The sequence below is a fragment of the Pseudomonas sp. 1912-s genome, from assembly GCF_029269205.1.
GTDB lineage: Bacteria > Pseudomonadota > Gammaproteobacteria > Pseudomonadales > Pseudomonadaceae > Aquipseudomonas.
Window position 1 is genome coordinate 1 of sequence record NZ_JARIXR010000010.1, and the last position, 13,091, is coordinate 13,091.

Here is a 13,091-nt window from a genome sequence, read left to right on the forward strand (position 1 = left end):
ATGGGCCATCCTTGCCATCCTTGGCCCAGCGCGGCTAACCCGGCGTCCTGCCGGGTTACCCACGCTCCAAAGCCTGCGTTCGGCCAGCGTGGTTTAACGGGGCGCCTAAGATCAAGATCAAAAGCAGATCAACAGCACAGCGGCCTACAGGCCGGCTTGAGTGGTGTGAAGCAAAGGCAACATCAAGATCAAAATCTACAGCGGGCACGGTCAAATGTGGGAGCTGGCTTGCCTGCGATGGCATCACCTCGGTRYAYCTGAAAAACCGAGGTGTCTGCATCGCAGGCAAGCCAGCTCCCACAGAAAAGCAGAGCTGCATCCGTTTCAGATTTGKYTTTCGCTTTGGCTTTTGCTCTGGCTTCTACCACTCAAGCCGGCCTGTAGGCCGCTGTGCTCTTGCTTTTGATTTTGATCTGGCTCTGACTGCCCCAATAAGCCCGAGGCCGAACGCAGGGATTGAGGAGCGGGTAAACCGGCAGGACGCCGGTTTAGCCGCGACGGGGCAGGGACGCCCCGTCGCGGCGGCCCGCGGAGCAATCCCGGAGTGAGGGAACACCGAGCCTAGGCGAGGTGCCGACAGGCGGGGCAGAGCCCTTTGCTTACTTTGGGGCTTTTCCAAAGTGAGTCGCTGTAAGAGCGAAACCATATTCAGCCGTTACCTAAATAACGGATATGTACACACTCAAACCAACCCACACCGCTCAAAAAACCGCTCCCGCCCCAGGATCATCAACGCCGCCCGCTTATGCGGAAAATCAAACTCCTTCTCACAGTGGAAACACTGATTCTGCATATACCCAATCATCTTCCCGTTATCCGCCCGAGGCTCAGCCACCACCCGCTGCGTACGCGGATCATCCAGAAACAGGTAATGCACCAACGCCGACAACCAACTCGCTACCTTGTGCGGCCCCCGGTGATGCTCTTCCCCCACCAGCATATGAATCCCGCGATCGTAATCCGCCACGTCATAGAACGGCGCAATCCGATCCTCCTTGGCCCAATACGCCTCGAAATACGCAAACGGCTCATCATCGAAACAGCCGATCAACGTCAACGCATGAGGATCAGCTTCCAGCGTGTCCAGATACTCCCGATGCTGCTCAAGGCTGCCACTTTCCTGCCAGAAATTCGCCACGCGCGTGCTGTTCTGCCACCGATTAAACCGCGCCAGGTCAACATCAATCTCCACCGTGCGCAATGAAATCCACGCCCCCAACCGCGCATCGAACCGTCGATAAACCTCACCCCGAGGCTTCGGCGCACGGGCAGGATGACGCTTACCAGCGCTGATAATCATCTGCTGCGGATAAGTCCCCGTGAGGGATTGCCCCAGCCACGGTTGCGGCAATTGCCAAAACAACGTGCGCTCGCAATAAAACTGCCCGGCAACCTCAGTCGCCACCAACAGCCCACTGCGCAAGGCATCCTCCGGCACATGCTCAAGGCGCCAGACCAGCCGCTGCCGCCCAGGCTCCCTGGCAAACAACCAGTAACAGGCCGCCCACAACGCACGGGCAGCCGGCACACTGCCGGGCTCCTGCAAGTGCACCTGCAGCTCATCGCCCCGCTCAAGGCGCAGGCGAATCAGCGGCTGCCCTTCAAGGGTAAGGCTCAGGCGCGTGTCAGTTTCATCAGCATTCAGGGCAGACCCCGCCGGCAACGGCAGGGCAGACAGGTCATTCAGATTGGACATGGGGTGGGCTCACGAATCGTCGACAGTTCAACAAGTGACGTGAGCCACGGGCAAAAATTTAGACGATCAGGGCACCGGCATCACATCGATGCGGTAAGGCTCGAAGATCTTCAACAACTGGCCATTGTCCCGCAACTGCTTGAGCAGCCCGGCGAACGCCGGCCCGGTGATCGGTGCCTTGGGCCGCAGCAATGCGTAGTGGTGGTACACCTGGTCAATCCGCTGGGACACCAGGAATTGCCCCGCCGTGTCGGCATTGCGCACCAGGAAATCGCTGAGGTAGGAGCGCGTCACCAGGGCGATGTCGGCCCGACCCCGGGCGACCATCAGCAGGTTGCTGTCGTGGGAATAGGTCAAGGTGGCGTTGAAGTGCTCCGCCAGGTACTTGGGGTCCGGGTTGAAATTGGCGAACGCGTAGTGATAACCGCTGAACACCGCCAGGCGCTTGCCGGCCAGGTCGGTGAAATAGGATTGGTCGCGGCCAGGCTCACGCTGGGCGACGAAGATTTCGGCGTCTTCCAGGCCCATGTCGACCGCGGTGTGGGGAATATCCTGCCAACCCCATTTCGGGTTTTCGAAGATCGCCATGTCGACCCGACCTTGCTGGAAATCGCGAAAACGCCGGGGAATCGAGGTGGGCACCAGCACAAACTGGTAGTCGGTTTGCAGCGCGTTCAAGGCTTCTACCAATTGCGGCAGCAACCCGGTGTCGGCGCCCTGCTCCGGGCGCACGGTGTACGGCGGAAAATGCGCAGCACCGATCCTCACCAATTGGGCGGCCGAAGCCGGCATCAGCCACAGTGCGCCAAGCGCCAATATTGAGAGTCCTGCAGCCAGTCGCCAAGGCGAAAACATCAAGGCACACACCGTCGAAAACTTTGATCCCGCTAAGCTAGGCGTTTTTGTCTATCGAGACAACTTTCTGCCACACAATTAATAGCTTGCGCGAACGGGCTAGTCAGCTTTCAACACCATCAGCAAGGCTTCATCGGCCAGTTGCTCCAGGGTCATGCTGCCCTGGGCACGAAACCAGGTGGTGGTCCAGGACAAGGCGCCGGTCAGAAAGCGCCGGGTGATAAACACATCGCCCCTGATATAACCGGCCTCCTTGGCCTCTCCCAGCACCTGCAACCAGATGTCTTCATAAATATCACGCAGGGCCAGCACCTGGGCCTGGCCCTCGGCCGAGAGTGAGCGCCACTCGTACACCAGCACCGCCATGGCCTCGCCGCTGCCGCCCATGATCGACTGCAATTCGCAGCGAATCAGCGCCAGCACCCGTTCACGCACGTTATTCGCTTCGGCCAGGGAAGCGCGCATCAGGGCGGTGTTGTAGTGGATGGTTTCCTCCATCACCGCCCGCAGGATTTCGTCCTTGCTCTTGAAGTGATGAAAGATACTGCCGGACTGAATCCCGACCGCGCCGGCCAGGTCACGCACGGTGGTGCGCTCAAAGCCCTTATTGCGAAACAGGTGCGCCGCGGTTTGCAGCAGCTTGCCACGGGCACTGTCGGGGTCGGTCAGTTGGCCCGCGTCGACCATGGTGCGCATCACCCGCAGGGCTTTTTGCTCATCCATGCTGTTCTCCTTAACTTCTGGTTACGTCTTGGCCGGCAATTTAGGCCGTGGCAGCCAACCAAGCAAGCGCTTGGGGCAAAGTTGTGACCAGAGTTTACAAACCAAGCGCTTGCTTGGTAGTCTCGACTCATCCAACCGGAGGAAGGACGCCCCATGAACAAGACGGTACGCATCGGCTGCGCCAGCGCCTTCTGGGGCGACACCTGCACCGCCGCTGCGCAGTTGGTGCACGGCGGCGCGCTGGATTACCTGGTGTTCGACTACCTGGCGGAAGTCACGATGTCGATCCTGGCCGGGGCACGGATGAAGGATCCCCAGGCCGGCTATGCCACGGACTTCGTCGACGTGCTGACGCCGCTGCTGGCGGATATCCAGCGCCAGGGCATTCGCGTGATCAGCAATGCCGGCGGGATCAACCCCCAGGCCTGCGCTGCCGCGTTGCAGGCGGCCTGCGACCAGGCCCGAATTCCGTTGAAGATCGCCGTGCTGCTGGGGGATGACCTGCAACCGCAGTTCAAGCAGTTGCACGGCATCACCGACATGTTCAGCGGCGCGCCGCTGCCAGCGATGTGCGTGTCCACCAACGCCTACCTCGGCGCGCCGGGCATCGTGCAGGCGCTGAAGCTCGGTGCCGATATCGTCATCACTGGCCGCGTGGTCGACAGCGCGGTGGTCAGCGCGGCGCTGGTGCATGAGTTCGACTGGTCCTGGCAGGATTACGACCGCCTGGCCCAGGCGGCATTGGCCGGGCATGTCATCGAATGTGGCGCCCAGTGCACCGGCGGCAACTTCACCGATTGGCGGGAAGTGCCGGACTACGAACACATCGGTTTCCCGATTGTGGAGGTCAGTGCCGACGGCCAGTTCACCGTCAGTAAAGTCGACGGCACCGGCGGGCTGATCAGCGAACTGAGCGTCGCCGAGCAACTGTTGTATGAAATCGGCGACCCGCGCGCCTACTTGTTGCCCGACGTGATCTGCGACTTCAGCCAGGTGAAACTCCAGCAGCAAGGCAAAAACCGCGTGCACCTGCACGGCGCCAAAGGCCTGCCACCGACCGACCAATACAAGGTCAGCGCCACCTACCCGGACGGCTTTCGCTGCACCGCCAGTTGCCTGATCGCCGGGATCGACGCAGTGGCCAAGGCCGAGCGGGTCAGCCAGGCGATCATCAACAAGACATCAGACCTGTTCAGCCAGCGCGGCTGGGCGCCCTACACCGACGTCAACATCGAACTGCTGGGCAGCGAAGCCACCTACGGCCCCCACGCCCAACGCCAGGACTGCCGCGAAGTGGTGGTGAAACTGGCGGTGCGTCACCCCAACAAACAGGCGCTGGTGCTGTTTGCCCGGGAGATTGCCCAGGCAGCCACCGGCATGGCGCCAGGGCTTACCGGCATCGTCGGCGGGCGGCCCACGGTGTACCCGCTGATTCGGCTGTTTTCGTTCCTGATCGATAAAAGCGTCTGCCCATTGCAGGTCGATTTCCTTGGCGAACGGCATGCCTGTGAGTTGCCTGTCGCCGAACCGTTGAACACGTCAATCGAATTGATTGACCCGCCCAAACCCCAGGGTCGCGCCGACGCCAACGTGCCGCTGATCAAACTGGCCGTGGCCCGCTCCGGCGACAAGGGCAACCACAGCAACATCGGGGTGATCGCCCGCGCCCCCGAGTACCTGCCGTGGATCGCCGAAGCGCTGACGCCCGAAGTCATCGTCGACTGGATGAGCCACGTGCTCGACCCGATTCACGGCCGCGTCGAACGCTGGTACTTGCCCGGCAGCCACAGCCTGAACTTCCTGCTGGAAAACGCCCTGGGTGGCGGCGGGATTGCCAGCCTGCGCATCGACCCCCAAGGCAAGGCCTTCGCCCAGCAACTGCTGGAAATACCGATTGCCGTGCCGCAGCACATCGCCGATCAACTCACTTAAAGGACCCACGCCGTGGCCTTCGACTCGATCTTCAAAGCCGACCTGTTCCAGGGGCAGAGCATTATCGTCACCGGCGGCGGCAGTGGCATTGGCCGCTGCACCGCCCACGAACTGGCGGCCCTTGGCGCCCATGTGATTCTGGTGGGGCGCAAGCCGGAAAAACTGCAAACGGTGGCGGCAGAGATTGTTGAAGACGGCGGCCGCGCCAGTTGGCAGGCCTGCGACATCCGTGATGAAGAAGCGGTCAAGGCGCTGGTCAGCCAGGTTCTGCAGGAACACGGCCCGATTCATGGCCTGGTAAATAACGCCGGCGGCCAGTACCCCTCGCCGCTCGCGTCGATCAACCAGAAGGGCTTTGAAACCGTGTTGCGCACCAACCTGGTGGGTGGTTTCCTGATGGCTCGGGAAGTGTTCAACCAGTGCATGAGCAAGCACGGCGGGTCGATCGTCAACATGCTCGCCGACATGTGGGGCGGCATGCCGGGCATGGGCCACTCCGGCGCGGCGCGTTCGGGCATGGACAACTTCACCAAGACCGCCGCCTTCGAATGGGGTTACGCCGGGGTGCGGGTCAACGCCGTGGCGCCGGGCTGGATTGCCTCCAGCGGCATGGACACTTACGAAGGTGCGTTCAAGGCAGTGATTCCGACCTTGCGCGAACATGTGCCGCTCAAGCGCATCGGCACCGAATCGGAAGTCAGCGCGGCGATTGTGTTTTTGCTCAGCCCCGCCGCCGCGTTCGTCAGCGGCAGCACCTTGCGCATCGACGGCGCCGCCAGCCTCGGCAGCCGCGCCTGGCCGCTGCACAAGGCGCAACCGCCGAGCGCGTCCTTTAATGGTTTCCACCGGGCGTACGTGCCGGATGTGCTCAAGGAGGAGAAATAAGCCATGCCGGTGATCGACTCGCAACTCGACGCCCACAGCGTGCCATTCGCGCAGAACCGCGAAGCGATGCTCACGGGCGTTAATCAACTGCGCCAGTTGGAGCAAAACCTGCTGGCCAAGGCAGCTGAAGCCAAGGCCAAGTTCGACAAGCGCGGGCAACTGCTGCCGCGGGAACGCCTCAATTTGCTGCTGGACCCCGGCGCGCCGTTCCTCGAACTGGCAAGCCTGGCCGGCTACAAGCTGCACGACGACAAGGACGGCAGCGCCGCCGGCGGCGGGTTGATCGCCGGTATCGGCTACGTCAGCGGCGTGCGCATGCTGGTGGTGGCCAATAACAGCGCGATCAAGGGCGGGACCATCTCCCCTTCGGGCCTGAAAAAATCCCTGCGCCTGCAACAGATCGCCATGGAAAACAAACTGCCCGTCGTGACCCTGGCGGAAAGCGGCGGCGCCAACCTCAACTACGCCGCCGAGATTTTCGTCGAAGGCGCCCGCAGCTTCGCCAACCAGGCGCGGATGTCGGCCATGGGCCTGCCGCAGATCACCGTGGTGCATGGCTCGGCCACGGCGGGCGGCGCGTATCAGCCAGGGCTTTCGGATTACGTGGTGGTGGTGCGCGGTAAAGCCAAACTGTTTCTGGCCGGCCCGCCACTGCTCAAGGCCGCCACCGGCGAAGTCGCCACCGACGAAGCGTTGGGCGGCGCCGAAATGCACGCACAAACCGCCGGCACCGCTGAGTACCTGGCGGAAAACGACGCTGACGGTGTGCGCATCGTGCGCGAGATCGTCAGCCTGTTGCCGTGGGATGACCGTTTGCCGGTCGTGCAAAAACGCACGTATAGCGAGCCGCTGTACCCGATTGAAGAGCTGCTGGGACTGATCCCCGACGACCCGAAAAAACCCTATGACGTGCGGGAAATCCTTGCGCGACTGGCGGACGGTTCCAACTTCCTCGAATTCAAGGGCGAGTTCGACCCGCACACCGTCTGCGGCCACCTGCATATCCAGGGCCGCGCTTGCGGTTTTATCGGCAACAACGGGCCGATCACGCCGAAGGGCGCGAGCAAGGCTGCGCAATTTATCCAGCTGTGCGACCAGAGCCGGACGCCCCTGCTGTTCTTCCACAACACCACCGGCTTCATGGTGGGCACCGAGTCGGAACAGCAAGGCGTGATCAAGCACGGTGCGAAGATGATCCAGGCGGTGGCCAATGCCCGGGTACCGAAGCTGACCATCGTCGTCGGCGGCTCCTACGGCGCCGGCAACTACGCGATGTGCGGCCGAGGCCTCGACCCGCGTTTTATCTTCGCCTGGCCCAACAGCCGTACCGCCGTGATGGGCGGCGCCCAGGCCGGCAAGGTGCTGCGGATCGTCACCGAGGCCAAGCAATTGAAAGACGGCCTGGTGCCTGATCCCAAGGTGCTCGACATGCTCGAACAGGTCACCGCCCAGAAACTCGACAGCCAGTCCACCGCGCTCTACGGCAGTGCGAACCTGTGGGACGACGGGCTGATTGATCCACGGGACACCCGGACCTTGCTGGGGCTTCTGCTGGACATCTGCCATGAGGCCGAAGTGCGGCAGTTGCAGCCCAACAGCTTTGGTGTGGCGCGGTTCTAAACCTTCAGGAGAACAATAAAAATGATCTTCACCCAGGAACACGAAGAATTGCGCCGCACCGTCCGCGGCTTTGTCGAGCGCGAGATCAACCCGCACGTGGATGAATGGGAAAAGGCCGGGCGCTTCCCGATCCACGAGATCTTCCGCAAGGCCGGTGACCTCGGATTACTGGGCATCTCCAAGCCGGAAAAATTCGGCGGCATGGGTCTCGACTACAGCTACTCCATCGTCGCCGCCGAAGAGTTCGGCAGCATCCGTTGCGGCGGCATCCCCATGTCCATCGGCGTGCAAACCGACATGTGCACCCCGGCCCTGGCCCGCTTCGGCTCCGATGAACTGCGCGACGAATTCCTGCGCCCGGCCATCAGCGGCGAACAGGTAGGCTGCATCGGCGTCTCGGAAACCGGCGCCGGCTCCGACGTGGCCGGGCTGAAAACCCATGCCCGCAAGGACGGCAGCGACTACGTGATCAACGGCAGCAAGATGTGGATCACCAACTCGCCGAGTGCCGACTTTATCTGCCTGCTGGCCAACACGTCGGACGACAAGCCGCACATCAACAAGTCACTGATCATGGTGCCGATGAACACCCCCGGCATCAGCGTCAGCCCGCCCCTGGAAAAACTCGGCATGCACAGCTCGGAAACCGCCCAGGTGTTTTTCGACGACGTGCGCATCCCCCAGCGCAACCGCATCGGCCATGAAGGCGCGGGGTTCATGATGCAGATGTTGCAGTTCCAGGAAGAGCGGCTGTTTGGCGCGGCCAATATGGTCAAGGGCCTGGAGTACTGCATCGACAGCACGATCGAGTACTGCAAGGAGCGCAAGACCTTCGGCAAGGCATTGATCGACAACCAGGTGATCCACTTCCGCCTGGCCGAACTGTCCACCGAAATCGAGTGCCTGCGGGCGCTGGTGTACCAGGCCACCGAGCAGTACATCAAGGGCCAGGACGTAACGCGCCTGGCCTCCATGGCCAAGCTCAAGGCCGGGCGCCTGGGTCGGGAAGTCAGCGACAGTTGCCTGCAATACTGGGGCGGCATGGGATTCATGTGGGACAACCCGGTGGCCCGGGCCTATCGGGATGTGCGGCTGGTGTCGATTGGCGGGGGGGCGGACGAGATCATGCTGGGGATCATCTGCAAATTGATGGGCACCCTGCCGGGGAAAAAGTCGTGAACACGTTGCTGCTGGAGCCGCACAACGGGGTGTTGCATGTGACCCTCAACCGGCCCGACAGCCGCAATGCCATGAGCTTGGAGATGGTCGAGGAACTGCGCGCGGTGCTGGCGGATGTGGCTGGGGACCAGAGCGTACGGGCGCTGGTTATCAGTGGCGCGGGAGGGCATTTTTCGGCGGGCGGGGATGTGAAGGACATGGCTCGCGCGGGGGCCGCGGGTGGCTTGCAGGCGTTGAACCGGGCGTTTGGCACGCTGTTGCAGGAGGTTGAGGCGCTGCCGCAGGTGGTGATCGTGGTGCTGCAAGGGGCGGTGTTGGGCGGTGGGTTTGGGCTGGTGTGTGTCAGTGATGTGGCGATTGCGGATCATCAGGCGCAGTTCGGGTTGCCGGAGACCAGCCTGGGGCTGCTGCCGGCGCAGATTGCGCCGTTTGTGGTGAAGCGCGTTGGGTTGACTCAGGCTCGGCGGCTGGCTTTGACCGCGGCGCGGTTTGATGGGGTTGAGGCGCAGCGGTTGGGGTTGGTGCATTTTGTGGAGCACGATTCGCAGGCGTTGGCGGAGCGGGTGGATGAGGTGTTGGGGCAGGTTTTGCGGTGTGCTCCCCGGGCTAATGCGCAGACCAAGGCGTTGGTGTTGGCCAGTGGCGAGCAGGCTTTGGGGCCTTTGCTGGACCAGGCTGCCGAGTGGTTTGCCGAGGCGGTGGGTGGTGAGGAAGGGATTGAGGGGACTCAGGCTTTTGTGCAGAAGCGTAAGCCGGGGTGGGCGCGATGAATCGGGGGCATATCCGTTATTTGGGTGATGGCCGCTATGGGTTCCGCTCTTACAGCGGGTCACTTCTGAAAAGCCCAAAAGTAACCAAAAGGCTCTTGCCCCACCACTCGGCACCTCGCCTAGGCTCGGTGTGCCCTCGCTCCGGCTTTGGACCGTGGGCCGCCGCGATGGGCCATCCTTGGCCCAGCGCGGCTAACCCGGCGTCCTGCCGGGTTACCCACGCTCCAAAGCCTGCGTTCGGCCAGCGTGGTTTAACGGGGCGCCTAAGATCAAGATCAAAAGCAGATCAACAGCACAGCGGCCTACAGGCCGGCTTAAGTGGTGTGAAGCAAAGGCAAAATCAAAATCTAAAGCGAGCACTGTCCAAATGTGGGAGCTGGCTTGCCCGCGATGCAGGCACCTCGGTTTTTCAGGTACACCCTGTTGATGCCATCGCAGGCAAGCCAGCTCCCACAGAAAAGCAGAGCTGCACCAGTTTCAGATTTGGTTTTCGCTTTGGCTTTTGCTCTGGCTTCTACCACTCAAGCCGGCCTGTAGGCCGCTGTGCTGTTGCTTTTGATTTTGATCTGACTGCCCCATTCAGCCCGAGGCCGAACGCAGGTGGTGCGGAGCGGGTAAACCGGCAGGACGCCGGTTTAGCCGCGCTGGGCCAAGGATGGCCCATCGCGGCGGCCCGCGGAGCAGCGCCGGAGTGAGGGAACGCCGAGCCTAGGCGAGGTGCCGACAGGCGGGGCAGAGCGTTTTGGTTACTTTTGCGCTTTTCAAAAGTGACCCGCTGTAAGAGCGGAACCAATAGCAGCCGTTACCGCAGGAATGGATATGTACACGGTAAACGCCAACCCAAGGGATCACTCATGTTCAACAAAATCCTGATCGCCAACCGTGGCGAAATCGCCTGCCGCATCCAGCGCACCGCCCAAGCCCTGGGCTACCGCACAGTAGCGGTCTACAGCGACCCCGACGCCAACAGCCTGCACGTCCAGATGGCCGACGAAGCCGTCAACATCGGCCCCGCCCCGGTCAACCAGTCCTACCTGAACATCGACGCCATCCTCGAAGCCGCCCACCGCACCGGTGCCGACGCCATCCACCCCGGCTACGGCTTCCTCTCCGAAAACCCCGACTTCGCCCGAGCCTGTGCAACAGCTGGCCTGACCTTCATCGGCCCCAGCCCCGAAGCCATCGAATTGATGGGCAGCAAACGCCTCTCGAAAATCGCCATGCTCAACGCCGGCGTCCCCTGCATCAAAGGCTACCAGGGCCCCGACCAGGACGACCCTACCCTGCAACAACACGCCACCCACATCGGCTACCCCCTGATGATCAAAGCCAGCGCCGGCGGCGGCGGCCGTGGCATGCGCCTGGTGCACAGCCCCGACACCCTGCTGGAACACCTGCGCACCGCCCGCTCCGAAGCGCAAAACGCCTTCGGCAGCGCCGAACTGATCCTCGAACAAGCCCTGATCGACCCACGCCACGTCGAAATCCAACTGTTCGGCGACACCCATGGCAACCTGATCTACCTCGGCGAACGCGACTGCTCGATCCAGCGCCGCCATCAAAAAGTCATCGAAGAAGCCCCCTGCCCCGTCATGACCCCCGAGCTGCGCCAGGCCATGGGCGAAGCCGCGCTCAAGGCCGCCCGCGCCGTCAGTTACGTCGGCGCCGGCACGGTCGAATTCCTGCTCGACCGCAACGGCACCTTCTACTTCCTGGAAATGAACACTCGCCTGCAGGTCGAACACCCGGTCACCGAACTGATCACCGGCCTCGACCTCGTCGCCTGGCAACTGCACATCGCCGCCGGCCAGCCCCTGCCCTTGCGCCAGGAACAAGTCACCCTCAGCGGCCACGCCATGGAAGTGCGCCTCTACGCCGAAGACCCGGCCCAGGGCTTCCTGCCGCAAACCGGCGACGTGCTGCGCTGGGAACCGGCAGCCGATGTGCGCGTCGATCATGGCGTGCTCGAAGGCCAGCGCATCACGCCGTTCTATGACCCGATGCTGGGCAAGATCATCGCCCACGGCGCTACCCGCGAAGAGGCTCGGCGCAAGTTGGTACGGGCGGTGGAAGACTGCGTGCTGCTCGGCGTTTCCACCAACCAGCGCCTGCTGGCCAGCCTGCTCAAGCACCCGCAATTTATCGCTGCAGACTTCAGCACCGGCTTTATTGCCGAACACTTCAGCGAAATCGCTCGCACCAGAGCGACCGACGATGAACTGGCGCTGGCCGCCGCCCTGTTTTATCACCACAGCGCCAGCGCTCATGCCACGCCGCTCTCCGGCTGGCGCAACAACGCCAGCGTGCCGTGGACCTGGCAGTTGGTCGAACAGGATGAGTCCCGGACAGTCCGCCTCAGTGTGCTGGCAGACAACTGCCTGCACGTCGAGCTTGACCGGCACGCCATCGACGTACGCGACCTCACCACCGACGGACGCTGGGCCACCGCCGTTCTCAACGGCATTCGCCGTCGCACCGCGTACCACTTGCAAGGCACCCGGCTCTGGCTGCCTGGCGTGCGCATCGATAACCGCACCCAGGCCGTTGCCACCCGCCAGGCCGAGGCCGGCAACGGCACGGTCAAGGCGCCGATGGATGGGGCAATTGTCGAAGTTCGGGTCAGCGAAGGTGATTCGGTCAGCAAGGGCCAGCTGTTGCTGGTGCTGGAGGCGATGAAAATGGAGCACCCACTCAAGGCCGGCATGAGTGGCGTGGTCAAGCGGATCCAGGCGGTTGCGGGAGATCAGGTGAGGAACCGTCAGATTTTGCTGGAGATCGAGTAACCCCTGGGCGGAACTAGCAGGCTTGGCTACGCTCTATCCCCATCAGGACGGGAAGAGTACGGGAACCTGCGATGCCTCATTGGCTGATTATTGATCTTGAAGCCACAACGGATGAAGGCGGCTGGCCCGTGACCGAGATGGAAATCATCGAAATCGGGGTGAGCCTGGTCAACCGCCAGGGCCGTGAGCTGGACCATTTCCAGCGTTTCGTGCGGCCGTTGCGCAGGCCGTTGCTGACGCCGTTCTGCCGCCAGTTGACCCACATCACCCAGGCGAATATCGATGCTGCCGCGCCATTGAATGACGTGTGGCCGTTGTTCGAACGCTGGCTCGGCCAACACCAGGCACGCCTGGAAGGCTGGGCGAGCTGGGGCGACTATGACCGCCAGCAACTGGAACTGGAGTGGCAGCGCCATGGCTTGAGCAGCGTGCTGGGCCAGACGCCTCACGTGAACCTCAAGCAGCGCTTCGCCAAGGCCCGGCGCCTGGACAAGCCGCTGGGGCTCAACGGCGCGCTGCAACTGGCGGGTATGCAGTTCCACGGCCAACAGCACCGCGCGCTGGAAGATGCGCGCAATACCGCACGGCTGCTGCCGTTGATTTTGCCCGTGTAGAAGGCATACTGGCCGACCTTTCTTGACCCTTTTC

At 62.5% G+C, this 13,091-nt stretch carries 10 protein-coding genes; 7 read left to right on the forward strand and 3 right to left on the reverse strand.

The features are described 5' to 3' along the window. Positions 1 to 682: 682 nt before the first annotated feature. The 3 genes from P3C29_RS14690 to P3C29_RS14700 all read right to left on the reverse strand — a co-directional run bounded on the left by P3C29_RS14690 (position 683) and on the right by P3C29_RS14700 (position 3,274). A complete protein-coding gene (locus P3C29_RS14690; protein ID WP_275964798.1) occupies positions 683 to 1,696 on the reverse strand; it encodes a GNAT family N-acetyltransferase in 1,014 nt (337 codons plus the stop codon). A gap of 66 nt (positions 1,697 to 1,762) precedes the next feature. After that, the gene (locus tag P3C29_RS14695) at positions 1,763 to 2,551 is read right to left on the reverse strand and encodes a transporter substrate-binding domain-containing protein (RefSeq protein ID WP_275964799.1); all 789 of its coding nucleotides are present in this window, start codon (positions 2,549 to 2,551) and stop codon (positions 1,763 to 1,765) included. Positions 2,552 to 2,650: 99 nt separating this feature from the next. Further along, positions 2,651 to 3,274: a TetR/AcrR family transcriptional regulator gene (locus P3C29_RS14700; RefSeq protein ID WP_010166492.1), complete on the reverse strand. Its 624-nt coding sequence runs from the start codon at positions 3,272 to 3,274 to the stop codon at positions 2,651 to 2,653. A 153-nt stretch (positions 3,275 to 3,427) separates the two neighbouring features. Between P3C29_RS14700 and P3C29_RS14705 the strand changes: the two genes are divergently transcribed. The 7 genes from P3C29_RS14705 to P3C29_RS14735 all read left to right on the forward strand — a co-directional run bounded on the left by P3C29_RS14705 (position 3,428) and on the right by P3C29_RS14735 (position 13,057). Continuing rightward, on the forward strand, positions 3,428 to 5,206 hold the full coding sequence (locus P3C29_RS14705; protein WP_275964800.1) for an acyclic terpene utilization AtuA family protein: 1,779 nt from the start codon (positions 3,428 to 3,430) through the stop codon (positions 5,204 to 5,206). A gap of 12 nt (positions 5,207 to 5,218) precedes the next feature. Next, positions 5,219 to 6,091 (forward strand): SDR family oxidoreductase, encoded by an 873-nt coding sequence (locus P3C29_RS14710; protein WP_201124941.1) that lies wholly within the window; start codon positions 5,219 to 5,221, stop codon positions 6,089 to 6,091. Between the two features lie 3 nt (positions 6,092 to 6,094). Beyond that, complete coding sequence (gene atuC / locus P3C29_RS14715; protein ID WP_275964801.1) at positions 6,095 to 7,711, forward strand: geranyl-CoA carboxylase subunit beta; 1,617 nt, start codon at positions 6,095 to 6,097, stop codon at positions 7,709 to 7,711. Positions 7,712 to 7,732: 21 nt separating this feature from the next. Then, positions 7,733 to 8,890 (forward strand): citronellyl-CoA dehydrogenase, encoded by a 1,158-nt coding sequence (gene atuD / locus P3C29_RS14720; protein ID WP_169385866.1) that lies wholly within the window; start codon positions 7,733 to 7,735, stop codon positions 8,888 to 8,890. After that, entirely contained in the window at positions 8,887 to 9,660 is a 774-nt protein-coding gene (locus P3C29_RS14725; RefSeq protein WP_275964802.1) for an enoyl-CoA hydratase-related protein, read from the forward strand. Before atuD ends, P3C29_RS14725 begins: the two co-directional genes overlap by 4 nt. Positions 9,661 to 10,514: 854 nt before the next feature. After that, positions 10,515 to 12,443: an acetyl/propionyl/methylcrotonyl-CoA carboxylase subunit alpha gene (locus P3C29_RS14730; protein ID WP_275964803.1), complete on the forward strand. Its 1,929-nt coding sequence runs from the start codon at positions 10,515 to 10,517 to the stop codon at positions 12,441 to 12,443. Positions 12,444 to 12,514: 71 nt separating this feature from the next. Then, complete coding sequence (locus P3C29_RS14735) at positions 12,515 to 13,057, forward strand: exonuclease domain-containing protein (protein WP_169385869.1); 543 nt, start codon at positions 12,515 to 12,517, stop codon at positions 13,055 to 13,057. The last annotated feature ends 34 nt before the right edge of the window (positions 13,058 to 13,091 follow it).

Coding starts and splice junctions, on each gene's coding strand:
- P3C29_RS14690 (WP_275964798.1), bottom strand. CDS start 1,696: ATGTCCAATCTGAATGACCTGTCTGCCCTGCCGTTGCCGGCGGGGTCT.
- P3C29_RS14730 (WP_275964803.1), top strand. CDS start 10,515: ATGTTCAACAAAATCCTGATCGCCAACCGTGGCGAAATCGCCTGCCGC.
- P3C29_RS14735 (WP_169385869.1), top strand. CDS start 12,515: ATGCCTCATTGGCTGATTATTGATCTTGAAGCCACAACGGATGAAGGC.
- atuC (WP_275964801.1), top strand. CDS start 6,095: ATGCCGGTGATCGACTCGCAACTCGACGCCCACAGCGTGCCATTCGCG.
- P3C29_RS14705 (WP_275964800.1), top strand. CDS start 3,428: ATGAACAAGACGGTACGCATCGGCTGCGCCAGCGCCTTCTGGGGCGAC.
- P3C29_RS14700 (WP_010166492.1), bottom strand. CDS start 3,274: ATGGATGAGCAAAAAGCCCTGCGGGTGATGCGCACCATGGTCGACGCG.
- P3C29_RS14695 (WP_275964799.1), bottom strand. CDS start 2,551: ATGTTTTCGCCTTGGCGACTGGCTGCAGGACTCTCAATATTGGCGCTT.
- atuD (WP_169385866.1), top strand. CDS start 7,733: ATGATCTTCACCCAGGAACACGAAGAATTGCGCCGCACCGTCCGCGGC.